We start from the raw sequence: 22537 nt of genomic DNA on the forward strand, positions 1-22537 counted from the left end.
AACGAGCCGTCACCGTCACCGGTGGCGGCTCGTTCGTCTGTGCCTCAGGGGTGCGCGCCCGTCGCCACGGAGCTGGACACCGCTGCAGGTGAACACCCGGTGAATCGGGACCATGGCCCCTTCGCCGACGTCCCGGTGCGCTCGTACGGTGGGATGACACGACCCGTTCCGGAGGAAGCATGCGCCAAGACAGACCCACCCACGTCGTCGTCATCGGCGCGGGGATGGTGGCCCACAAGTTCGCCGAGACGCTCCTCGCGAAGGACGACGCGCGCCGCGTCTCGCTAACGGTCATCGGTGACGAGCCGTTCGCGCCGTACGACCGGGTGCATCTGACGAGCTTCTTCTCGGGCTCCACCGCGTCAGATCTGCTGCTCGACGAGAGTGTCTGGGACGACGAACGGGTGACGTTGCGCACGGGCACGCTCGTCACCGGCATCGACCGAGACGCGCGAGCCGTCGAGACGGAGGGCGGCGAGCACATCTCCTACGACGCCCTCATCCTGGCAACGGGCTCGCACGCCGCAGTGCCGCCCATCGAGGGGCGCGACGTCACGGGTTGTTTCGTCTACCGCACCCTCGACGATGTCGAGGCGCTTCGGCGCTACGTCTCGGACACGGCCGGACGCCACCCCGAGCGGCAGGTGCGCGGCGCCGTCATCGGAGGTGGTCTGCTCGGCCTCGAGGCCGGTGGCGCGCTGCAGGCGATGGGAGCGGATACGACGGTCGTCGAGTTCGCTGACCGCCTCATGCCCATGCAGGTCGACGCGGGAGGCGGCGAGGATCTCAAGCGCATCATCGAAGGCACCGGCGTGCACGTGCGCACCTCGACCGCCACGGCACGCATCAACGCGGGCGACGACGGTCGCGTCGCCTCGATGGACTACGCGAGTGGCGAGCGGGACGACGTGGACGTCGTCGTCTTCGCCACGGGCATCCGTCCTCGCGACGAACTCGCGCGTGCCGCGGGCCTCGAGCTCGGGCCTCGCGGCGGCGTCCTCGTCGACACCCACTGCGCCACGACGGACCCGGCCATCCACGCGATCGGTGAGGTCGCGTGCATCCAGGGGGAGGTGTGGGGCCTCGTCGCACCCGGGTACACGATGGCCGAGATCGCCGCTGCGCATCTGCTCGGCGAAGCGCCGGACTTCGACGGCGCCGATTCCTCGACGAAGCTCAAGCTCATGGGCGTCGACGTCGCGAGCTTCGGCGACGCGTTCGCCGCGACGCCCGGCGCGCGCGAGGTCGTCTACTCGGATGCCATGACCGGCTGGTACCGCAAGCTCGTCGTCGCCGATGACGGACACACCCTCCTCGGCGGAGTGCTCGTCGGTGATGCGAGCGCGTTCCCGAGCCTGCGGGCGATGGTCGGCCACGACCTCGCAGCGCCGAGCGCCTTCGTCATCCCCGAGGACGAACGCGGCGCGAAGGCCGAGATCAACCTCGAACTGCCCGACGACGCGGGCGTCTGCTCGTGCAACAACGTGAGTGCGGGCCAGATCCGTGCGGCGTTCGCGGACGGTGCCACGACGGTCTCGGACATCAAGACCTGCACCAAGGCAGGGACCTCGTGCGGATCATGCCTGCCGCTCGTCATCAAGCTCGTCGAGGTCGAGCAGGCGAAGGCCGGTATCGAGGTCGACAGGTCGTTGTGCGAGCACATGCCGTTGTCACGAAGCCCGCTGTTCAACGCGATCAAGGTCGCGAGGCTCACGTCCTTCGACGACGTCATCGAGCGTTTCGGCGCCGGGCGTGGCTGTGACGTGTGCAAGCCGACGATCGCCAACATCCTCGCCAGTCTCGAGAACGGCCACGTGCTCGACGGTCAGCAGGCGACGATGCAGGACACGAACGATCACGTCCTCGCCAACATGCAGAAGGACGGTACGTACTCGGTCGTGCCGCGCATCCCGGGTGGTGAGGTGACGCCGTCGGGTCTCGTCGCGATCGGGCAGATCGCCGAGAAGTACGGCCTCTACACGAAGATCACCGGCGCCCAGCGCATCGACATGTTCGGTGCCCGCATCGACCAGCTCCCCGCCATCTGGCGCGAGTTGCTCGACGCGGGCTTCGAATGCGGCCAGGCATACGGCAAGAGCTTGCGTGCGGTGAAGTCGTGCGTCGGGCAGACCTGGTGCCGCTTCGGCGTGCGCGACTCCGTCCGTCTCGCGATCGACCTCGAGACCCGGTACAAGGGGCTGCGCAGCCCGCACAAGCTCAAGATGGGTGTCTCCGGGTGCGCGCGCGAGTGCGCCGAGGCGCGCGGCAAGGACGCCGGCATCATCGCGACGGAGAACGGGTGGAACCTCTACGTCGGGGGTAACGGTGGCTTCAAGCCGGTGCACGCGCAGTTGCTCGCTGAGGACCTCGACGAAGAAGAACTGATCCGCACCATCGACAGGTTCTTCATGTTCTACATCTCGACAGCCGAGCGGCTGCAGCGCACCGCGCCGTGGCTCGCCGAGCTCGAGGGCGGCACCGAGCACCTGCGCGAGGTGATCATGGACGACGCGTTGGGCATCTGCGCCGACCTCGACGCGATGATGGAACGTCACGTCAACGCCTACTCCGACGAGTGGCGCGACGTCCTGGAGGACCCTGAGAAGCTCGCCCGGTTCACGGCCTTCGTCAACGACGACACGAACGTCGACCCCGATCTGCTCTACGTCGTGGAACGTGACCAGCCCCGCCCGGCGACCCCGGCCGAGAAGGCCGACGCCACCCTCGAACTCATCGACTCCAACCGACGTCCCGTCCGGATCGCAGGCGAGCGCATCCCCGTCGGCGCAGGCGCTGCACAAGGAGGCCAGGGATGACAACCCCCACACCTAGCGAGGCCGGTACCTCGTGGACCCCGCTGTGCGCCGTCGACCGGCTGACACCGGAGCGGGCCGTTGCGGCACTCACGCCGGACGGCGCGCAGGTCGCCCTCGTGCGCCTCGCGAACGACGAGGTGTTCGCCGTCGGCCACCGTGACCCGTACGCCCTCGCGAACGTCATCGCCCGCGGCGTCGTCGGGACGCGCACTCTCGACGGTCAGACGTACGACGTCATCCAGTCGCCGCTGTACAAGCAGGCCTTCGACGTGCGGACGGGCGAGGACGTCGCCGACCGCGCCGTCCGTCTCGGCACCTGGGCCGTGCGTGAGCGCGACGGGATGATCGAGTTGGGCGAGCGCACGAGCGACTACGCAGAACCGGAGCAGACGACGCGCTGATCGTCCGGCCGCCTCGCCAGGTCGGTCGCCTGCGGCGGGGACGGTGGCGATGTGCCCGGCCAACCGCGATGATGGGACGATGGCCATCCTCATCGACCCGCCGATGTGGCCCGCGTGGGGCACGGTGTTCTCGCATCTCGTCTCCGGCAGCTCGCTCGACGAGCTGCACGCCTTCGCGCACGATCATGGCGTTCCGGATGCTGCGTTCGACGTCGACCACTACGACGTGCCGGAGCGCATGTACGACGCGTTGGTCGCGGGTGGCGCGCTGCCCGTGCGCGCCACTGAGCTCATTCGCCGATTGATCGCCGGCGGTGTGCGGGTTCGTGCCGTGGAGCGCCGATCATGAAACTGCTCGACGGGTGCTGCGCGGGCGTGAGTGCGCGACGCTTCTCGCGTCACGAACATCACGGCGGCTGCGGCGCGTCGCTGCCTAAGGTCGGGGAGTGAACACGAAGGGCCGCAGCGAGGAGGAACGGATGAGCGACGCAGTCGCGGCGGGGCGCGTCGTCCTCGTCGGCGGCGGACCGGGTTCGCTCGACCTGCTGACGCTGCGTGCCCTGCGCGAGCTCGAGCAGGCGGACGTCATCGTCGCCGATCGCCTTGGCCCGCGGGACGAACTGGCGCGTCTCGATCTGAGCGCCGAGATCATCGACGTCGGCAAGAGCCCGCACCATCACCCCGTTCCGCAGGGCGAGATCAACGCGATTCTCGTGCGTGAGGCGCGGGCCGGGCGGCGGGTGGTGCGCCTCAAGGGCGGCGATCCGTACCTGCTCGGCCGCGGGGGGGAGGAATACCTGTCCTGCCATGCGCACGGCATCGACGTCGATGTCGTGCCCGGCGTGACGAGCGCGCTCTCCGCGCCGCTCGCCGGCGGCATCCCGGTGACGCATCGCGGATCGTCGGCGGGCCTGCTCGTGCTCTCCGGGCACGACGAACTGGCGCTGCCGGCGCTGGCGGCATGGCCGCACACCATCGTCGTCCTCATGGGGATGGGACGCCTGGGCGAGCTGACGGCCGGCCTCGTCGCGCACGGCAAACCGGCCGCGACGCCCGCGGGCGTCGTCCACCGTGCGTGGACGCCGCAGCAGCAGGTCGTGCGTTCCACCCTCGACGAGCTCGCCGGCGAGTGCGCCACGCGGGGCATCGGCAACCCGAGCGTCATCGTCATCGGCGACGTCGTCGACGTCCTGCCCGACGCGGCGATCATCGCCATGACGACGCAGCAAGCCACCACCGAGGGGACGGGTGAGACCGATGCGTGACCAGCAGCCGGACGGCGCGAGCGCCCCTCGAGACGCCGCTCGGCGTGCGTCGCACGCCTCTGCCGTCGCTTCGGTGGAGTTCGCTTCGGATTCCGCTCCCCAGCAGCGACGGGCGCCGCACGACCTCGCCGGGCGGCGCATCGTCATCACCGCGCAGCGCAAGGCCGATGAGTTCGCCGCACCGCTCGAACGTCGCGGCGCCGAGGTGATCCGGGCAGCGACTATGTCGCACGTGCCGCACGTCGACGACCCTGAGCTGCTCGCCCATACCCGCGCGCTGATCGAGGAGCCGCCCGACCTGCTCGTGGTGACGACGGGCATCGGGTTCCGGGGCTGGTTCGAGGCCGCCGAGGCGGCCGGGCTGCGCGAGCGACTCCTCGACGCACTGCGGACGACTCGCATCTACGCCCGCGGGCCGAAGGCGCGCGGCGCTGTCGTCGGAGCGGGTCTCGAGGTCACGTGGACGGCCGCCTCGGAGACGGCCGAGGAGATCAAGGAACGTCTGCGCGGGGAGTCGCTCGACGGCGTCCGCGTCGCTGTGCAACACCACGGCGCCGGTTCCGACGGCATCGACGAGACCCTGCGCGCCGCAGGTGCTGACGTCGTCTCGCTCGTCGTCTACCGCTGGGGCCCGGCGCCCGACCCCTCTGCCGTCGCGCGCGCCGTCGATCTCGTCGCGCGATCCGACGTCGATGTCGTCGCGTTCACCGCAGCTCCCGGCGTCTTCGCCTTTCTCGACGCCGCGCGCGCCTCGGGTCAACAGGATGCCGTGCTGGACATGCTGCGCGAGGGGCGCGTCATCGCGGCCTGCGTCGGTGACACCACCGCGGCGCCGCTGCGCGAGTGCGGCGTCGAACCGATCGTGCCGACGCGCTTTCGCCTCGGCGCCTTGACGCGCCTGGTCGCCGACACCCTCGGCGGGCACAATGACGGCCATGCCTGACGACATGACGGTCGCCCCGACCGCGCCCGATCTCGCGCCCCCTGAATCCTCCGCTGTTGCAACGGCGCCCGCGCGTGGCGGCCGGCGAGCCGCACTCGTCCTCGTCGCCCACGGGACGGCGAGCCCACAGGGCCGGCGGGTCGTCCACGATCTCGCCGACGCGGTTCGCGCCGCGCGCCCCGACCTCACCGTCACCGAGGCGTATGTCGACGTGCAGGAGCCGAAGGTCGCGGACGTCGTGGCGCGCTTGGTGCCCGAGTTCGACGAGGTCGTCGCCGTGCCGCTGTTGTTCTGCGGCGGCTACCACGTGCGGGTCGACGTCGCGAAAGCCGTTGCGCCGCACGACAACGCGCGCTCGACGGGCGCGCTCGGCCCGTCGCGACCCATCGCGGAACTGCTCGCGCAGCGCCTCCGCGAGGCAGGCGCGCGTCCCGGCGACGCGATCGTCATGGCCGCCGCCGGGTCCAGCCGCGCCGAGGCCACCGCCGACGCCCGCGCCCAGGCACGTCTGCTCGCTGACGTCTGGGGTACCTCGATCGGCGTGGCCTTCGGCTCGGCTGCCACCCCGTCCGTGCCCGACGCCGTGAGCGCAAACCGCGACCACCCTCACGTCCGTGTCGCCGTCGCGGCGCTGCTGCTCGGCGAGGGGCACTTCCATGACAAGCTGACGCGTTCGGGCGCCGAAATCGTCACCGCGCCGCTGGGCGCATCCCCCCAGATCGTCGAGCAGATCCTCACCCGCTTCGAGGAGGAGTGACCTCCAGTCCCCAGGCGCAGCCGGCCCCGCCGGGGGCGAATCGCGCCGTGACACGCATCGAGCGCTGACGGTGGTCGCTGCCGTCGGCTAGGGTCGAAGCAGACATGACCCCTCGAAGCAGGAGCCACTCATGACGTTCGTCATCATCCTTCTCGTCATCATCGTCGCGCTCGTCGTCGCAGCCGTCATGATGTACAACGGCCTCGTCAAGCAGCGCAACACGGTGCAAGAGGCCTGGCACCAGATCGACGTCGAGCTGACGCGTCGTCACGACCTCATCCCGAACCTCGTCGAGACGGTCAAGGCGTACGCGAAGCACGAGGCGGGCACGCTCGACGCCGTCATCCGCGCGCGTGGTGCGGCCGTCAACACGAACGGTTCGCCGGCGCAGGTCGCCGAGGCCGAGGGTGAGCTGAGCCAGGCGCTGGGTCGCCTCATCTCCGTCTCCGAGGCCTACCCCGACCTCAAGTCGAACCAGAACTACCAGCAGCTCATGGGCGAGCTCAGCTCGACCGAGGACCGCATCTCCAACGCGCGCCGCTACTACAACGCGTGCGTCAGCTCGCTCAACTCGAAGGTCGACTCGATCCCGACGAAGTTCATGGCCGGCCCCGCGGGCGTGACGAAGGCCGAGTACTACGAGGCCGACGAGGCGACGAAGGGTGCCCCGCGCGTCAACATGACGAACGACCAGGCGCCGAACGTGCAGTTCGACGCGCCGCAGAGCCAGCAGCGTCCGTACAACGAGCAGCCGCAGCTGCCGCCGTCGCAGATGCCGTACCCGACGCAGAACACCGCGAGTGGCGAGTACCAGGCGCCCGGCCAGGAGGGTTACGGGGTGCCGTACCCCGAGCAGCGCAAGTGAGCCGAGCCCACCTGCGTCGACGCCCCGAATCGCCTGTGCGGTTCGGGGCGCCGTCCGTCGCGTCCCGATGGACGGGCTGGGGCGTGGGCCTGCCCGACGACGCGATGGGTTCGCTCTGGGCAACCTCGGGCGCGTTTCGCGTCCTGACGCTCGCATACAGCCTCTTCATCCATTCGATGGCGATCTCGCACTACTCGCGCCCCCACCTGGCAAGCGCCCTCATCGCGGTGCAGTGCATCTGGTCCGGCATCGCGGCGTACGCGATGTTCGCGCGCCGCACCTGGCGACCTGTGCTCGTCGGGCTCGACCAGGTCGTCACGCTCGCGCTCGTCTACTCGACGTGGATCGTCGCACCCGAGAGCTGGTGGGATCACAACCAGAGCCTGCCGACGACGATGTGGGTGACGAACGCCGTGCTCACCGCCGGGATGATGTGGGGTGTCGGCGCAGGTTTCGCGAGCGCCGTCGTCCTGGGGCTCGCGTGCCTGCACGTCGGCGGAGATCTGTCGTGGCTCGAACGTTCACCGACGCTGCCCATTCTCGTCAGTGCGGGCATCGCCGCGGGGGTGGCGAGCCACGGTGTGCAGCGCGCCCACGAGCAGTTGACGAGGGCGCTCGAGCTGCGCGCCCGGGCCGCGGAGCGCGAACGGCTCGCCCGGCAGGTGCACGACGGAGTGCTGCAGGTGCTCGCCTTGACCGCGCGCGAAGGGGAGCGCGCGGGTGGTGAGTTCGCGCGTGTCGGGCAGCTCGCCGCCGAGCAGGAGCAGGCTCTACGCCACCTCATCGCGGACGGCGACGACAGCGCGCGCCGCGACGGCACGTGGGCGGGCAACGCGGGGGCAGTGCGTCTGAATGGTCTCGCCGGGGGAGTCGCCTCCAGCCTGCGTGATGCGGGTCAGAACGGGGTGGCGCGGGGTGGGGGAGCTCTCGACGCCGGCATAGAGGCGTCGTCGGTGGACGCGCCGGCGCGGGGTGCTGCCCGCCGGTCTGACGCGCCTGACCCGACGGATCTGCGCCAGGTGCTGCTCGCCCTCGAGAGCCGTCGGTGCCACGTCAGCGCCGGAGCCGAGGCGGTGACGCTGCGCCCCGACGTCGTCGCCGAGATCACCGCGGCGGTGCGGCAAGCCCTGACGAACACCGATTTGCACGCCGGGCGTGGTGGCGCACCCGCGACCTCGTACGTCCTGCTCGAGGATCTCGGCGATGAGGTCGTCGTCACCGTCCGTGACGACGGCGTGGGCATGTCGCCGGAACGGCCGGCGCAGGCACGCGCCGAAGGGCGACTGGGCGTCAGCGGATCGATCGTCGGACGCATCGAGGCGATCGGCGGACGCGCGCATCTCACCACCGCGCCGGGCGAGGGCGTCGAGTGGGAGTTCACGGTGCCGCGCTGAGGCGCGGCAAGCGGCCTCGATCATGATCGTGTCGCGCGACGGGCGTTCTCATCCGCCGCAGCAGTGGAGCGCCGCAGCGCCACGGTGGCTCGCGATCTTGGCGTCCGCGACAATGTCGTCATGAATGACTCGTCCCGTGAGCCCCAGGCCCGCGTCATGATCGTCGACGATCATCCGATGTGGCGTGACGCCGTCGAACGCGACCTCGTCGCGCGCGGCTACGACGTCGTCGCCACCGACGGGTCCGTGCGCGAGGCCGTCGATCGCGCTCGCGCGACGCGCCCCGACCTGGTCCTCATGGACATGAATCTGCCCGACGGCAACGGTGCCGACGCGACGTCCGCCATCATGCTGACGCTCGCCGAGGTCAAGGTGCTCGTGCTGTCGGCGTCGTCGGCGCGCAGCGACGTGCTCGACGCCGTAAAGGTTGGCGCGTCGGGCTACCTGCTCAAGAGTGCCAGCGCCGCCGAACTTGTCGACGCGGTCGAGGCGACGCTGCGCGGAGACGCGGTGTTCACCCCCGAACTCGCCGGGCTGGTGCTCGCGCACCTGCGTGGCCGCGTCGACACCACGGACGACCCGGCGAGCGCCCTGACGCCCCGCGAGAGCGAGGTGCTGCGCATGGTTGCGAAGGGGCTCGCGTCGAAGCAGATCGCCTCGCGGCTCGGCCTCAGCAGCCGCACCGTCGACAACCACGTCGCCGCGACGCTGCGCAAGCTGCACCTTGCCAACCGCGTCGAACTGACGCGGTTCGCTCTCGAGAACGGCCTCGACTGACGTTCGCCGCACCTGCGTGGGCAGGGGCGCCCTGAGCACTCACTCGCGTCCATTACTCACGTCGTCTGAGTAGTCCTGCTCAGGCGCCGAAGCCGACGGCCGACGAGGCTCGAAGGCATGAATGAGAACCAGCCCTCGAACTCCTTCGACCCGTCCCGCCCGGTGCCGCCCTACGGTCCGTCGTACCCCGGACGCCCTGCCTTCGACGCTCCTGACGGCCACTCGACGCCGCCGCCACCATTCATGGGGGCGACGCCGAACAGTGGTCATCGGCAAGGCCAGTACAGCGGTGCCGCTCCCGGTCAGGCTCCCCGTGACGGGCGCTCTGGTGCAGGACCGGCACCCGCATTTCCCGGTTCGCTCGCGTTCATCCCGCCGCCACCTCCCGAACTGAAGCCTCGACGGTTCGACAACCAGCAGATCGTCGCGATGCTGCTGGCGGCCGCGGGCGTCGTCGTCACGCTCGTCGGGGTCGTGCTCCTGCTCGTCATGGCGGCGCGTGAAGGCATCCTGACGCCGCCGGTCCGCGTCGTCGGTGGCGCCGCGGGTTCGGCGGCTCTCGCCGCGGCCGCGTCGTGGGTGCGCCGTCGACCGGGTGGCCAGATCGGCTCCATCGCGCTGCTCGCGACGGCAGCGTCCGCGGCGTACTTCGACGTCATCGCCGTCACCCGCCTCTACGCGTGGGTGCCGTTGAGTGTCGGCCTCGCGATGGCGTTCGTCGTCGCGGCAGCCGCGTTCCTGCTCGCGATGCGCTGGGACGAGAAATGGCTCGCCATCGCGATCATGGTCGCGGTCTGCGTGTTCGCGCCCTTCTTGACGCAGGGCCCCGGCCTCGCGCTCGTCGCGTTCCTGTTCGTCATCCAGCTCGTCGGCGTCGCACCCGAGCCGACGCGTCGCTGGGACGAGCTCGGCCTCGCGCGGACCGTCCCCGTCGTGCTCGCCGCGACGTTCTGGATCGACCTCGACCACAGCGTCCAGGTGCCCGTCATGATCGGCCTCATCGCCCTCACCGCGGTGACGACGACGCTGCTCACCGCGACGGTTCGTCCCGACGCGCGCTGGGGTGCGGCCGCCTACGTCAGCGCCTGGCTGCCGATGTGGGTCTTCATGATCCGCGCCGACCGTTCGACGTGGACGCTGCTGGCCCTCGGGGCGACGTTCGTCGCGGCACTGACGTGGTGGGCCCTGCGGCACGCGGGGCGCGAGCTGCGCCTGGGCGCGCTCGTCGTCACCGTCATCAACGCGCTGACGTTGGCCTTCGCCATGACGACCGGGCCGTGGCTCGCCCTACCGTTCCTCGCCGCTGCGCTCGTGCTGTTCGCCGCGCAGGGCATGACGCGTCGGCGCATCGACGGTCAGTTGGCCCTCGGAGCGCTGGGTCTCGCCGCCGTCGCGCAGCAGGTGGCCTCTCCCACGATCGACCTGTTCTACCGGGGGCGTGCCGCTGAACTGCCGGCATCCGTCGCGGTGAGCGGGCTGCTCATGCTCACGGTGGCCGCCGTCGCGACCTGGTCGGTCCGGGGCCGGGCGATGCCCGCGCCGCACGTCCAGATGACGCTCGTCGGTGCCGGCTTCATCGGTCTGCTGGGCTTCGCGATGTCGCTGATCACCTGCCTGGGTCGCACGCCGTCGGGCTTCTTCCTCGTGCACCTCGTCATCACCGTCGGCACGATGGCGCTCGCCGCTCTCGTGCTCGTCGCCGGCCTGACGCGGCCGCGCCACCTGTCGGCGTCGATGGCGTGGGGTCTCGCGCTGCTCGGCTGTGCCCTTCTCAAGTTGCTCATGTTCGATCTCGCCTACATGGGCGCGATGACGCGGGCCATGACGTGCGTCGTCGCAGGCCTCGTCCTGCTCGCGGCCGGCACCACGTACGCCCGCACCTACGCGCTGGCCTCGAAGGAGGCGAAGCAGCCGAAGGCATCGTCGGAGCCGCATCAGGAGCGTCACGTCTGACATGAGCCAAACGCGCACCGGTGACGGGTGGGGCGGACTCCACCCGTCACCGGTGCGCGCGCGTCGTTCATGCGGCGCGCCACCCCTCGAGACCCAGCCATGTCGCCATCGTCGTGAGCTCGTCGCTCAAGGCGTCCGCGGCGCCTGGGTGTGCGGCGGGGGCGCCCGGCTCCCAGTGGATCGCGTGAGCGCGCAACACCCCGGCGGCGCGGTCGGCCTTCAGGTCGACGCGCGCGACGAGGCGCTCGCCGAACAGGAACGGCAGGACGTAGTAGCCGTACTGACGCTTCGCGGCGGGGGTGTAGATCTCGAGGCGGTAGCGGAAGTTCCACAGTGCCTCGGTGCGTTCGCGCTGCCAGATGAGTGAGTCGAACGGCGACAACAGCGCGGCCGTCTCGATGCGGCGAGGGTTCTTTGCATCGACGTGGCGCCATGCGGGTTTGTCGAAGCATTCGACGTCGACGGGTTCGAGTTCGCCCGCCGACACCAGGTGCTCGATCGCCGGGCGCACCTGCGCGCCCTTGAGCCGGAAGTAATCCCTTAGACACAGCTCGGTGCCGACCCCGTGCGCCATCGCGCCGCGCCGCACGAGTTCGACGACGTCGTCGAAGTAGGCGACGTCGCTGCCCGCAGGGGCGTCGATCAGGGAGGTCGGTGAGAAGAACTCCTCGGCCAGCGCGGCGTCGGCGATCTGGTTCGGCAGGACGCGCTCGAGGCTCGCGTAGCGACGTTCGAACTGCGGCGTTCGTCCGGCCGAGGTGATGCGGCCGGCCCAGAACAGGTGCTCCAGAGCTGCCTTGACGAGCGACCAGTTCCAGCCCCAGTGGTCGTTGTTCAGCTGCTCGTCGTGTTCGAGCGCGACCTCGATCTCGCGGGCTGTGGCGGGCGGGTGCGTCGTGACGTGGGCGTGGACGCGTTCGACGAGGTCGGGGTGCTCGGCTGCGACGCGACGCATGCCACCCCAGGCGTCCTCATGGGCGCGCGCCATGCGGTGACGCAGCAGCGGCCACACCTGCGGCGTCACGAGACTGGCCTCGTGCGCCCAATACTCGACGAGACGACGTGGCGCGCGGTCCCGAAGCGCGTCCAGGTCGCGGTGCGCATACGGGCCGAGGCGGCTGAAGAAGGGGAGGTAGTGGCTGCGCGTGAGGACGTTGACGCTGTCGATCTGCACGACCTGCAGGCGCGCGGCGGTCGCCGTCAGGTGGCGTGTCGTGACGCTCTCGGGGCGTGCCTTCGCGAACCCCTGGGCGGCCAACGCGATGCGGCGTGCCTGCGCGGTGCTGAGGCGTCGCGGACTGCGGTTCGTCATGTCGCCGACAGTAGTGGGCGGCCCCGACAACCCCGTCGGCTCGGGGTTTTCCGGCCCCGTGACGGCGTGGCGACGCGCCGACGTCCGGGCAGCACTCGGCACCTGGCGGGCGGCGCCGAAGGCCTGGAATGACGGGGTTGTCGCCGGCGCGCGGTAGCGTTCGCGCCATGGACGACGTGCACGAGGAGAGTTTCTCGACCGCGCTGCTGGCGCGCGGCAAACGGCTCGCGATCGTCGGCGCTGCGCTGCTGTGGGTGGCCTCGCCACTGCTCATCGGCGCGTGGGTGACGGTAGCCGTCAAGCTCGCTGACCGGGGGCATGTCGGCGCGCTGCTCCATGCCGCCATGGTGGTGTGGGCGCTGGTCTGTCTCGTCGTCCTGCTGGCCGGGTTCGCGATGCTGCTCGGCGGGGTGTTCTTCTGGTGGCGCTCGCGCGCCGTCACGCAGCCGCCGACCGCCCGCCGTGCGTCGGCGGGCGATGCGGCGTCGCGCTCGGCCCGCGCCGACATGCTGCGGCAGATGCAGCAGCAACTACGCGAGGACGAGGCCCGTCGCGGCGACGGTGCACACGAGCGCGGCGGCGGCTCGGATGACGCCGGCATCGAGGTCGCCGAGCCGAGCGTGGAACGCGTCGAGGCCGACGATTCGGAGGCGCCGCACACGCGCCGGTAAACTCGAAAAGTTAGTGTTCGACGGGGTGCCGCACGCGCGAGCCATCCCACCCGAGGTCGCCCGCCGGCCTCATGAGCAAAGAGGTGCGACGTGCCGGTCGGCAAGGTCAAGTTCTACAGCGCCGAGAAGGGCTTCGGCTTCGTCTCCGGGGACGACGGCGTCGACGTCTTCGTCCCCGCGAGTGCGCTGCCTGCCGGGGTGAGCCAGCTGCGGGGCGGAATGCGCATCGAGTACAGCGTCGTCGACGGGCGCAAGGGCGCGCAGGCGATGCACGTCCAGGTGCTCGACGCGCCGCCGTCGATCGCCGAGCGCAAGCGCAAGCCCGCTGAGCAGATGAGCGTTATCGTCGAAGACGTGATCCGTCTGCTCGACGACCTGTCCTCCGGGTTGCAGAAGGGGCGTTACCCCGACCGCAGCCATTCGAACAAGATCGCGACGGTGCTGCGCGCCGTGGCCGACGACCTCGAGGTCTGATCATGTCTGACGTCCCCTCCGTGCCCTCCGCGGCGAGCGAACCCGTCGAGCCGGCGCCCGCGTCGTCACCGAAGGCTCGCCGCGTCAAGGTGGTGAAGAACGACGCCGTACTCGCCGCTGACGCCGCACGCGACATGGCGCGCGCCGCCGTCGTCGAGATCGCCTACCGCGACACGGTCGGTGAGCACGTGCGCTTCGAGATGAACTCGGAGCGACTCGGCACGCACTACTTCGCGAGCCTGGCCAAGGGCTACCCCGACTGGCAGTGGGCCGTCTCCGTGGCCCGCGCGCCCCGCGCGAAGGTCGCCACCGTGTGCGAGACGAATCTCGTGCCGACGGCGTCGTCGATCCTCGCGCCCGAGTGGGTGCCCTGGGCTGACCGGCTCGCCCCGGGGGACCTGAGCGCCGGCGACGTGCTGCCGTACAAGGAGGACGACCCGCGCCTCGAAGGCGGGTTCGAGGCAACCGGCAACGAGGACGTCGACCAGGTCGCCATCTTCGAGCTCGGCCTCGGCCGCGCGCGCGTGCTCTCGGCAGAGGGGCGCGACGAGGCGGCTCAGCGCTGGTACGACGGAGAGAACGGGCCGTCGTCCGACATCGCCCGCAAGGCTCCCGCGCCGTGCGCGACGTGTGGCTACTTCCTGCCGATGGCGGGTGTGCTGCGTCAGCAGTTCGGTGTCTGTGCCAATGATTGGTCGCCCGCCGACGGCAAGGTCGTCGCCCTCGACTTCGGGTGCGGCGCCCATTCCGAGGCCGACATGGAAGCTCCGCAGGCGCACGACCATCAGGACGCGCCGGTGCTCGACGAACTTGACGTCGACCTGGAGGTCTCGGGCGGCGGCAAGGGTGCGCGCGAGAACACCGAGCAGGAGAACACCGAGCACGACGAGGCCTGAGGCAGCGAACATACGGCGAGGGCCGCCCACCACGTGGTGGGCGGCCCTCGCCGCATGATCGACACCTCAGCTGACGCCGAGGATCTGCTTGACCGGTTCGATCCCGAAGTAGACGAGGAAGAAGAACCCGACGACGTACATGAGTGGGTGCACGTCCTTCGCCTTGCCCTTGACCAGCTTGATCAGGATGAAGCTGATGAACCCGGCGCCGATGCCGACGGCGATCGAGTAGGTGAAGGGCATGAGCGCCATCGTCAGGAAGGCGGGCAGGCCGATCTCCATGTCCTTCCAGTCGATGTCGTTCGCCTGCGTCATCATGAGGTAGCCGACGATGACGAGGGCAGGCGCGGCGGCCTCCGAAGGCACCATCTCGACGAGCGGGGCCAGGAACGTCGTGAGCAGGAAGCACACGCCGGTGACGATGGAGGCGAGGCCGGTTCGCGCACCCTCGCCGACGCCGGACGCCGATTCGATGAAGGCCGTGTTGGAGCTGATGGAGCCGGCGCCGCCGGCCATCGCGGCCACGGAGTCGACGATCATGATGCGTTCGGAGTGCTCGGGCACACCATCCTCGTCGAGCAGGTCTCCCTCGGCGCCGACGGCGTACATCGCGCCCATGAGGTCGAAGAAGGCGCCGAGCACGAGCGTGAAGATGATGAGGATCGTGGAGATGGTGCCGATCTTGCCGAAGGCACCGAACAGCGAGAAGTCGCCGATGATCGAGAAGTTCGGCTGCGAGACGAACGAGTCGGGCACCTGCGGCACGGTGAGGGACCACCCTCCCGGGTTCACGACGTCCCCCTTGGCGTTCGTCTTGCTGCCGATGTTGCCGACCGTCTCGGCGATGACGGCGAGCGTCGTCGCACCGAGGATGCCGACGAGCATGGCGCCTTTCACCTTGCGGGCCATCATCGCGGCGATGCCGAGCACGCCGATGATGAAGATGAGCACCGGCCAGCCCTGCAGCGTGCCGCTCGGGCCAAGTTGGAGGAAGCCGCCGCCGGCGGAGTTGAAACCCGCGTCGTGGAGGGCGACGAGGCAGATGAACAGCCCGATGCCGACGCTGATGGCCGTCTTCAACGAGTGCGGAATCGCCGCGAACAGTGCCTTGCGAAAACCGGAGATGACGAGCAGGAAGATGATGAAGCCCTCGATGACGACGAGCCCCATGGCGTCAGGCCAGGTCATGCCCGGCAACTTCGCCACGGAGTAGGCGACGAATGCGTTGAGACCGAGGCCGGTCGCGATGGCCAGGGGGAACTTGGCGATCGCGCCCATGAAGATCGTCATCACACCAGCGACGAGGGCCGTCACGGATGCCACGAGGGTGAGGTTCGGCGACGTTCCGCCACCGATGTAATGGCCCGTCGAGTCCGGCACCGTGCCGATGATGATGGGGTTGAGGACGACGATGTACGCCATCGTGAAGAAGGTGACGAGGCCACCGCGGATCTCCCGTCCGACGGTGGAACCGCGTTCGCTGATCTTGAAGTAGCGATCCAGGGCGTTCGCGGGCGGCCCGGGGGCGGGGGCCGAAGTGACTGTGCTCGACATGGCGCACATCGTATTTGGCGCCCGTGTGCGCCGGGAAACGTGCTCAGCGGGTGGTCGTCGCCGCCTCGTCGGGTGCGCGCCCATGACCGGGCCCGTGAGTGACGTCTGCCGTCCCTTCGCCCCGCTCAGCAGAGGCGCGCCGCCGGGTCTGAGGGCGCCGGCGCCGAGCTCGGCTGTCGGTGCTTCGCCGCCCGTCAGGGGCGCGTCAACTAGGCTGTGGCGGTGAGCCCAGACCAGCGTCAGCCGAAGCGCGCGCCGCGTGCTGACGGTGCGACGCCCCGCTCGATCGAGCGCGCCCGCGAGATGCGGGAGCGCGCCGAGCACTCGATGTCCTACGAAGCTGGCGTCGTGCTCCCCCCCGAGGGCCAGGCGCGACTCGAGGAATCGCCGTACGAGAAGTTGTTCACCGGCGGCGACACCGTCATTCCGAAGCCGCAGCCGCTGCACGTCGACACACCCAAGGTGATCCTCGTCGGCGTCGCGTGCTGGGTCGTCATGCTCGTCGTGACGCTTCTCGTGCCCGCCCTGCACACGGGCGAGCGTGACTGGTGGCCGTGGACGTGCGTCGCGGGCGCCGTCCTCGGACTCATGGGCTGGGCCTACGTGCGTCGCGGACGTGGCAACGCCGAAGCTGCGTGAGCTCTCGCGGATGGCGTCTTTCGCACTTCGGCCGAGACCGCGGTCGTCCTGCAGTAGCCGCAGCGCGACGTGGGCATCGAGCAGGATGCTCATCGCCCGGCGCCGAACAGCGCCCCGACGAGCGTGTCGATCTCATCGCCGAAGGCGTCGTCCGCCGTCGTCCACGACGCATCGAGTGTGCCGAACCTGACGGGCTCGGCGACATGCGGGACGAGGTCGACGATGGGCCGCCCCGCCTTGGCGATGGTGATCGACTCGCCGGCCCCGACCCTGGCAAGCAGCCGGGAAAGGTGAGTCTTCGCCTCGTGGATGTTGACCGTCGTCATGTGGTTGGTCTGCTGAACCAAGCTGTGCGGGGAAGGGCTCAGATGTCGCTCTCGTCGACGATGCGGTAGGCGTAGCCCTGCTCGGCGAGGAAGCGCTGACGGTGCGCGGCGAAGTCGGCGTCGACGGTGTCGCGCGTGACGATCGAGTAGAAGTGCGCGGTGCGTCCGTCGGCCTTCGGGCGCAGGACGCGACCGAGGCGCTGGGCCTCCTCCTGACGCGAGCCGAAGGTTCCGGAGATCTGGACGGCGACGCTCGCCTCCGGCAGGTCGATCGAGAAGTTCGCGACCTTCGACACGACGAGCTTGGTGATCTCGCCGTCACGGAACTGCTGGAACAGCTTCTGCCGCACCGCAACCGACGTCTCACCGGTGATGAGGTCGGCGTTCAGGCGTCCCGCGACGGTCTCGAGCTGGTCGAGATACTGGCCGATGACGAGGGTCGGTTCGCCGTCATGCTTGGCGACGATGCGTTCGACGACCGGATCCTTGACCGTCGCGCACGAGGCGAAGCGGTAGCGCTCGTCGGGTTCGCTCGTCGCATAGGCCATGCGGTCGGAGTCGGAGAGCCCGACGCGCACCTCGACGCAATCGGCGGGCGCGATGTAACCCTGGCTCTCGATGTCCTTCCAGGGTGCGTCGTAGCGCTTCGGGCCGATGAGGGAGAACACGTCGTCCTCGCGGTTGTCCTCACGCACGAGCGTCGCCGTCAGGCCGAGACGTCGACGGGCCTGCAGGTCGGCCGTCATGCGGAAGATGGGCGCCGGGAGCAGATGCACCTCGTCGTAGACGACGAGGCCCCAGTCGCGCGCGTCGAGCAGCTCGAGGTGCGGGTAGACGCCCTTTCGCTTGAGCGTGAGCACCTGGTACGTCGCGATCGTGACGGGGCGGATTTCCTTGCGCGCACCGGAGTACTCGCCGATCTCGTCCTCCGTCAGCGTCGTGCGCTTGAGCAGCTCATCGCGCCACTGACGGGCCGAGACCGTGTTCGTCACGAGGATGAGGGTCGTCGCCTTGGCCTTCGCCATGGCACCGGCGCCGACGAGCGTCTTGCCGGCGCCACAGGGCAGGACGACGACGCCGCTGCCGCCGTCCCAGAACCCGTCGACGGCCTGACGCTGGTAGGGGCGCAGCTCCCAGCCGTCGGTGTCGAGGTCGATGGGGTGGGCCTCACCGTCGACGAAACCCGCACGGTCCTCGGCCGGCCAGCCGACCTTGATGAGCTCCTGCTTGATCGCGCCACGCTCACTTGGGTGGACGGCGACGGTGAAGTCGTCGAGGCGCTCGCCGACGAGTGGCTTGATCTTCTTGTGCCGCAGCACCTCTTCGAGCACGGGCTTGTCGGTGGAGTGCAGGACGAGCTGGTCGCCGTCCTTCTCGAGGACGAGACGGCCGTAACGATCCATCGTCTCGGCGACGTCGAGCAGCAGCGGTTGCGGCACGGGGAAACGGCTGTGCGTGATGAGGGCGTCGACGACCGTCTCGGCGTCGAGGCCTGCAGCGCGGGCGTTCCACAGGCCGAGCGGCGTGACGCGATACGTGTGAACGTGCTCGGGGGCGCGTTCGAGCTCGGCGAACGGAGCGATGGCGCGACGCGCCGCCTCGGCGTCCTCGTGATCGACCTCGAGCAGGATCGTCCGATCGCTCTGCACGATGAGTGCGCCGTTGTTCACGCGTTGCCTCTCGGTGGGGTCTGCGGCATCGACAGGTGCCGCGTTCAGGGTAACGGGCGCCAGCGACGGGGCATTCCGACCGGGGTGAGCACCGAGACGGCCGATGTTGTGTCATGAACGCGTGAGATAGCGCGCGTTCATGACACAACATCGGCGCCGCCCGTCATCGAGTGGGCCGTGACGCGATCTCCGTTACCGATGCGTTATTGAGCATTGCTCAACAAGTGACGAGTGGGGCTCTAGGGTGTGCTTCAGATCACATGAAAATGTCATCTCCCGTCGAGCAGGAGGCCCCCCGTGACTGCTGTATCCGCACCTGACGTCGCCATCGATCCGAAGCGCCGCAAGCGGCTGCTCGCCGCCAGCCTGCTGAGCAGTTCGATCGAGTGGTACGACTTCTTCATCTTCGGGACCGCAGCAGCGCTGGTGTTCCCTCATGTGTTCTTTCCCGACAGCTCCGCCTTGACCGGAACCCTCCTGTCGTTCGGGACGTTCTGGGCGGCCTTTCTTGCCCGCCCACTAGGTGGCGTGCTCGCCGGCCACTACGGCGACAAGTACGGGCGCAAGCGCGTCGTCGTGATCTGCGTCCTGGCCATGGGAGGGGCGACGTTCCTCATCGGCCTCCTGCCCTCTGCCGCGACGATCGGCGTCCTCGCGCCCGTCGTCCTCGTGACCCTCAGGTTCGTCCAGGGCCTTGCGGCCGGTGGTCAATGGGGCGGCATCATCCTGCTCCTGACGGAATCCGAGGGGCCGAAACGCCGCGGCTTCGCCGGCACCTTCGGTCAGATGGGCGTCCCGATCGGCGTGTTGCTCGGCAACCTCATCTTTCTCGTCGTGTCGCAGAGCGTCTCCAAGGCTGACTTCGTCTCGTGGGGTTGGCGCATCCCGTTCCTGCTGAGCGTCGTCCTGTTCCCCCTCGGGTTGTACATCCACAACAAGGTCGAGGACTCGCCGGAGTTCAAGGAGCTGCAGGCGCGTTCCGCCGAGCGGATGAACGACGCCCCTGCTCAGGCGCCCGCGCTCGACGTGGTCCGCAAGGCGTGGAAACGCATTCTGCTCGGTTGCCTCACGATGGGGGCGACGAATTCGATGTTCTACGTCGGCATCGTCGGTTCCCTGAGCTACGCCTCGAGCGAGCTCGGGATGAAACGAGAGAGTCTCCTGCTCGTCACTCTTGTGCTCTCGGCGCTCAACATCCCCATGATCTTGTGGTCGGGCGCACTCTCGGACCGGATCGGACGGAAACCCGTCGTGTTCTGGTCAGCCATCGGCCTCGCAGTCGTCATCTTTCCCTACTTCGCTCTGCTCGGGACGAAGAGCATCGCGATGTTCGCCATCGGGGCTTTTCTCACGAGCTTCTTCCAGTCGACGATCTACGGCCCGCTCGCTGCCTATCTTGCAGAGATCTTTCACCCGTCGATGCGGTACTCGGGCATGTCGCTGGCGTATCAGTTGGCCGCCATCGCACTGGCCGGCCCGACCCCGATGATCATGGCCTCCGTCATCGACAGAACGGGCAGCACGCACGGGATCGCCGCCTACATGGTGGTGCTCAGCGTCCTGACGGCCGTCGGGGCCTGGCTGCTGCCGGAGACGAACCCCAAGTCAGTTCGCGACGACCCGTCGGCGGTGCCCGGGGTGGGTCTCAACGATGCTGTCTGAGCTCGCGCGGTGAGCTGCGGATGACGGTTGTCGGTGCGAGGTGTTTGGATGGACATCAGCTGAGAAGTCCTCGACCTCCACGAAATCTGAGGTGTTCGCATGACCCGCAAGTCCGGCCTCGACGTCGACACGTTCGACGCGTCCGTCCGCCCCCAGGACGACCTGTTCGCCTACGTCAACAACACGTGGGTTCGCGAGCACCCCATCCCCGACGACAAGTCGCGCTACGGCGCGTTCGACCGCCTTCGTGAGAAGAGCGAGGCGGCGATGCGCGTCATCATCGAGGAGGCAGCGCAGAAGGCGGAGGACGCCGAGAACGGCAACCCGGCCGAGGGCTTCGGCCCGGCCACGCAGAAGGTCGGCGACCTGTACCGCTCGTTCATGGACACCGAGCGCATCAACCGTCTCGGCGTCTCGCCGATCGCGGAGGATCTCGCCGCCATCGACGGGCTGACGAGCGAGCACGATCTGCTCATGCTCCTCGGCCACCTCGAGCGCTACGGCATGGGCGGTCTGTTCGGTTTCTACGTCAGCGCCGACGCGAAGAACAGCGACGAGTACATCGTCTACATCGGCCAGAGCGGCCTCGGGCTGCCCGACGAGGCCTACTACCGCGAGGCGCAGTACGCCGAGATCCGCGCCGCCTACCAGGAGCACATGGTGCGGCTGCTCGAACTCGCGGGTGTCTCCACGCCGGAGGCCGTCGCCGACCGCGCTTACGCCCTCGAGGTCGACCTCGCGAAGCACCACTGGGACAACGTCTCGACGCGCGACGCCATCAAGACCTACAACCGCTACACGCTCGACGAGCTGCGCGACGTGCTCGGCGCGTTCGATCTCGACGCGTGGATGGAGGGCCAGGTCGTGCCGGACGGCGCGTTCGCGAACGTCGTCGTCGGGGAGCCGAGCTACCTCGAGGGGCTCGCGGAACTGTTCGCCACCCGTCCGCTCGAGGATTGGAAGGCATGGATGACGTGGCACCTCGTCACCTCCTTCGCGAACTACCTCGGCGACGCCGTGGTCGAGGAGCGCTTCGACTTCGCCGGCCGCACCCTGTCGGGCACGCCGCAGCTGCGTGAGCGCTGGAAGCGCGGCGTCGGCCTCGTCGAGGGCGTCCTCGGCGAGGAGGCCGGCAAGCTGTACGTCGAGCGTCACTTCCCGCCGGAGGCGAAGGGGCGGATGCAGGAACTCGTCGGCAACCTCGTCGAGGCGTTCCGTCGCAGTTTCCGCGAATCGACGTGGATGAGCCCCGAGACGCAGGTCAAGGCGCTCGAGAAGCTCGACGCGTTCACGCCCAAGATCGGATACCCCGACGAGTGGCGCGACTACTCCGACCTGCAGATCGTCGCCGACGACCTCGTCGGCAACATCAAGCGTTCCGCGTCATTCGAGACCGACTACCAGCTGGCCAAGATCGGGCAGCCCATCGACCGCAACGAGTGGCTCATGAGCCCGCAGACGGTCAACGCCTACTACCACCCGATGATGAACGAGATCGTCTTCCCGGCCGCCATCCTGCAGCCGCCGTTCTTCGACGTCGACGCGGACGACGCCGTCAACTACGGCGGCATCGGCGCCGTCATCGGACACGAACTCGGCCACGGCTTCGACGACCAGGGCTCGCGCTTCAACGGAGACGGTGAACTCGTCGACTGGTGGACCGAAGGCGACCGCGAGCGCTTCGACGCCCTGTCGGCCAAGCTCATCGCGCAGTTCTCCGAGCTCGAGACGCGCGACGCCCCCGGCCTCAAGGTGAACGGTGGCCTGACGGTCGGTGAGAACATCGGCGACCTCGGCGGACTGACGATCGGGTACAAGGCGTACACGATCGCCTGCGAGGACGCTCCGGCACCGGAGCTCGACGGTTTCACGGGCGCGCAGCGCTTCTTCCTCGGCTGGGCTCAGGTGTGGAGCGGCACCGCTCGCGAGGCCGAGGCGAAGCGTCTGCTCGCCACCGACCCGCACTCGCCGATGGACGTGCGCGCCAACGCAGCCCGCAACCTCACCGAGTTCGTCGAGGCGTTCGACGTCAGGGCCGGCGACGGCATGTGGGTCGACGAGGACGAGCGCGTGCGCATCTTCTGAGGCACCTTCCGAGGCCCTGAACGGCCACCAGACGGATCGTTCTTCCGGCGGCGGGCGCGGTGCGGTGGGATGGGGCT

The 22537-nt window shown here is 69.2% G+C and carries 20 protein-coding genes; 16 read left to right on the forward strand and 4 right to left on the reverse strand.

From position 1 onward, the window contains the following. The first annotated feature begins 179 nt into the window (after positions 1-179). The 10 genes from nirB to EDC82_RS03045 all read left to right on the forward strand — a co-directional run bounded on the left by nirB (position 180) and on the right by EDC82_RS03045 (position 11171). Positions 180-2816: a nitrite reductase large subunit NirB gene (gene nirB, locus EDC82_RS03000; protein WP_131940595.1), complete on the forward strand. Its 2637-nt coding sequence runs from the start codon at positions 180-182 to the stop codon at positions 2814-2816. Beyond that, positions 2813-3217, forward strand: a complete 405-nt coding sequence (locus tag EDC82_RS03005; protein WP_006946104.1) for a nitrite reductase (NAD(P)H) small subunit — start codon at positions 2813-2815, stop codon at positions 3215-3217. The genes nirB and EDC82_RS03005 overlap by 4 nt, the downstream gene beginning before the upstream one ends. Positions 3218-3296: 79 nt before the next feature. After that, positions 3297-3566, forward strand: coding sequence for a DUF4031 domain-containing protein (locus EDC82_RS03010; RefSeq protein ID WP_131940597.1), 270 nt, complete (start codon positions 3297-3299; stop codon positions 3564-3566). Positions 3567-3696: 130 nt separating this feature from the next. Beyond that, complete coding sequence (cobA, locus tag EDC82_RS03015) at positions 3697-4482, forward strand: uroporphyrinogen-III C-methyltransferase (protein WP_235006096.1); 786 nt, start codon at positions 3697-3699, stop codon at positions 4480-4482. Then, positions 4475-5425: a uroporphyrinogen-III synthase gene (locus EDC82_RS03020; protein WP_006946229.1), complete on the forward strand. Its 951-nt coding sequence runs from the start codon at positions 4475-4477 to the stop codon at positions 5423-5425. The genes cobA and EDC82_RS03020 overlap by 8 nt, the downstream gene beginning before the upstream one ends. After that, on the forward strand, positions 5418-6182 hold the full coding sequence (locus EDC82_RS03025) for a sirohydrochlorin chelatase (protein ID WP_160126179.1): 765 nt from the start codon (positions 5418-5420) through the stop codon (positions 6180-6182). The genes EDC82_RS03020 and EDC82_RS03025 overlap by 8 nt, the downstream gene beginning before the upstream one ends. 130 nt (positions 6183-6312) lie before the next feature. Next, positions 6313-7047 (forward strand): LemA family protein, encoded by a 735-nt coding sequence (locus EDC82_RS03030; RefSeq protein WP_006946234.1) that lies wholly within the window; start codon positions 6313-6315, stop codon positions 7045-7047. Beyond that, the gene (gene macS / locus EDC82_RS03035) at positions 7044-8441 is read left to right on the forward strand and encodes a MacS family sensor histidine kinase (protein ID WP_144707914.1); all 1398 of its coding nucleotides are present in this window, start codon (positions 7044-7046) and stop codon (positions 8439-8441) included. Before EDC82_RS03030 ends, macS begins: the two co-directional genes overlap by 4 nt. A 120-nt stretch (positions 8442-8561) precedes the next feature. Next, the gene (locus tag EDC82_RS03040; protein WP_131940604.1) at positions 8562-9218 is read left to right on the forward strand and encodes a response regulator transcription factor; all 657 of its coding nucleotides are present in this window, start codon (positions 8562-8564) and stop codon (positions 9216-9218) included. 117 nt (positions 9219-9335) lie between these two features. Beyond that, complete coding sequence (locus tag EDC82_RS03045) at positions 9336-11171, forward strand: DUF2339 domain-containing protein (RefSeq protein ID WP_082740884.1); 1836 nt, start codon at positions 9336-9338, stop codon at positions 11169-11171. A gap of 67 nt (positions 11172-11238) precedes the next feature. Here the strand turns inward: EDC82_RS03045 and EDC82_RS03050 are convergent, their stop codons facing one another. Continuing rightward, entirely contained in the window at positions 11239-12483 is a 1245-nt protein-coding gene (locus EDC82_RS03050) for a winged helix-turn-helix domain-containing protein (RefSeq protein ID WP_062258340.1), read from the reverse strand. A 167-nt stretch (positions 12484-12650) separates the two neighbouring features. On the opposite strand from EDC82_RS03050, the gene EDC82_RS03055 reads away from it, so the two are divergent. From EDC82_RS03055 to EDC82_RS03065, 3 genes are all read left to right on the forward strand, one after another. After that, on the forward strand, positions 12651-13154 hold the full coding sequence (locus tag EDC82_RS03055) for a hypothetical protein (protein WP_040014818.1): 504 nt from the start codon (positions 12651-12653) through the stop codon (positions 13152-13154). Positions 13155-13244: 90 nt separating this feature from the next. Beyond that, a complete protein-coding gene (locus EDC82_RS03060) occupies positions 13245-13628 on the forward strand; it encodes a cold-shock protein (protein WP_006946178.1) in 384 nt (127 codons plus the stop codon). A gap of 2 nt (positions 13629-13630) precedes the next feature. Further along, entirely contained in the window at positions 13631-14524 is an 894-nt protein-coding gene (locus EDC82_RS03065; RefSeq protein ID WP_062258339.1) for a DUF3027 domain-containing protein, read from the forward strand. Positions 14525-14590: 66 nt separating this feature from the next. Here EDC82_RS03065 and EDC82_RS03070 read toward each other — a convergent pair whose 3' ends face one another. Continuing rightward, on the reverse strand, positions 14591-16078 hold the full coding sequence (locus tag EDC82_RS03070) for an NCS2 family permease (protein ID WP_038566975.1): 1488 nt from the start codon (positions 16076-16078) through the stop codon (positions 14591-14593). A gap of 222 nt (positions 16079-16300) precedes the next feature. On the opposite strand from EDC82_RS03070, the gene EDC82_RS03075 reads away from it, so the two are divergent. Then, positions 16301-16717: a DUF2530 domain-containing protein gene (locus tag EDC82_RS03075; RefSeq protein ID WP_231729563.1), complete on the forward strand. Its 417-nt coding sequence runs from the start codon at positions 16301-16303 to the stop codon at positions 16715-16717. Between the two features lie 89 nt (positions 16718-16806). On the opposite strand, the gene EDC82_RS03080 is transcribed toward EDC82_RS03075, so the two are convergent. Together EDC82_RS03080 and EDC82_RS03085 are read right to left on the reverse strand one after the other, a co-directional pair. Then, positions 16807-17043, reverse strand: a complete 237-nt coding sequence (locus EDC82_RS03080) for a type II toxin-antitoxin system Phd/YefM family antitoxin (RefSeq protein ID WP_062258357.1) — start codon at positions 17041-17043, stop codon at positions 16807-16809. Positions 17044-17081: 38 nt separating this feature from the next. Then, the gene (locus tag EDC82_RS03085; protein ID WP_062258337.1) at positions 17082-18713 is read right to left on the reverse strand and encodes a DNA repair helicase XPB; all 1632 of its coding nucleotides are present in this window, start codon (positions 18711-18713) and stop codon (positions 17082-17084) included. A gap of 297 nt (positions 18714-19010) precedes the next feature. Here EDC82_RS03085 and EDC82_RS03090 point away from each other — a divergent pair, with 297 nt between their 5' ends. Then, on the forward strand, positions 19011-20375 hold the full coding sequence (locus tag EDC82_RS03090) for an MFS transporter (RefSeq protein ID WP_062258335.1): 1365 nt from the start codon (positions 19011-19013) through the stop codon (positions 20373-20375). A 99-nt stretch (positions 20376-20474) separates the two neighbouring features. After that, complete coding sequence (locus EDC82_RS03095) at positions 20475-22460, forward strand: M13 family metallopeptidase (RefSeq protein ID WP_062258333.1); 1986 nt, start codon at positions 20475-20477, stop codon at positions 22458-22460. Positions 22461-22537: the final 77 nt, after the last annotated feature.

The sequence above is a fragment of the Dermacoccus sp. SAI-028 genome, assembly GCF_004346775.1.
GTDB classification, from domain to species: domain Bacteria; phylum Actinomycetota; class Actinomycetes; order Actinomycetales; family Dermatophilaceae; genus Dermacoccus; species Dermacoccus nishinomiyaensis.

Excerpts from the sequence above, each read along its gene's own strand:
- nirB (WP_131940595.1), top strand. The coding sequence starts at position 180 with ATGCGCCAAGACAGACCCACCCACGTCGTCGTCATCGGCGCGGGGATG.
- EDC82_RS03005 (WP_006946104.1), top strand. The coding sequence starts at position 2,813 with ATGACAACCCCCACACCTAGCGAGGCCGGTACCTCGTGGACCCCGCTG.
- EDC82_RS03010 (WP_131940597.1), top strand. The coding sequence starts at position 3,297 with ATGGCCATCCTCATCGACCCGCCGATGTGGCCCGCGTGGGGCACGGTG.
- cobA (WP_235006096.1), top strand. The coding sequence starts at position 3,697 with ATGAGCGACGCAGTCGCGGCGGGGCGCGTCGTCCTCGTCGGCGGCGGA.
- EDC82_RS03020 (WP_006946229.1), top strand. The coding sequence starts at position 4,475 with ATGCGTGACCAGCAGCCGGACGGCGCGAGCGCCCCTCGAGACGCCGCT.
- EDC82_RS03025 (WP_160126179.1), top strand. The coding sequence starts at position 5,418 with ATGCCTGACGACATGACGGTCGCCCCGACCGCGCCCGATCTCGCGCCC.
- EDC82_RS03030 (WP_006946234.1), top strand. The coding sequence starts at position 6,313 with ATGACGTTCGTCATCATCCTTCTCGTCATCATCGTCGCGCTCGTCGTC.
- EDC82_RS03040 (WP_131940604.1), top strand. The coding sequence starts at position 8,562 with ATGAATGACTCGTCCCGTGAGCCCCAGGCCCGCGTCATGATCGTCGAC.
- EDC82_RS03045 (WP_082740884.1), top strand. The coding sequence starts at position 9,336 with ATGAATGAGAACCAGCCCTCGAACTCCTTCGACCCGTCCCGCCCGGTG.
- EDC82_RS03050 (WP_062258340.1), bottom strand. The coding sequence starts at position 12,483 with ATGACGAACCGCAGTCCGCGACGCCTCAGCACCGCGCAGGCACGCCGC.
- EDC82_RS03055 (WP_040014818.1), top strand. The coding sequence starts at position 12,651 with ATGGACGACGTGCACGAGGAGAGTTTCTCGACCGCGCTGCTGGCGCGC.
- EDC82_RS03065 (WP_062258339.1), top strand. The coding sequence starts at position 13,631 with ATGTCTGACGTCCCCTCCGTGCCCTCCGCGGCGAGCGAACCCGTCGAG.
- EDC82_RS03070 (WP_038566975.1), bottom strand. The coding sequence starts at position 16,078 with ATGTCGAGCACAGTCACTTCGGCCCCCGCCCCCGGGCCGCCCGCGAAC.
- EDC82_RS03080 (WP_062258357.1), bottom strand. The coding sequence starts at position 17,043 with ATGACGACGGTCAACATCCACGAGGCGAAGACTCACCTTTCCCGGCTG.
- EDC82_RS03095 (WP_062258333.1), top strand. The coding sequence starts at position 20,475 with ATGACCCGCAAGTCCGGCCTCGACGTCGACACGTTCGACGCGTCCGTC.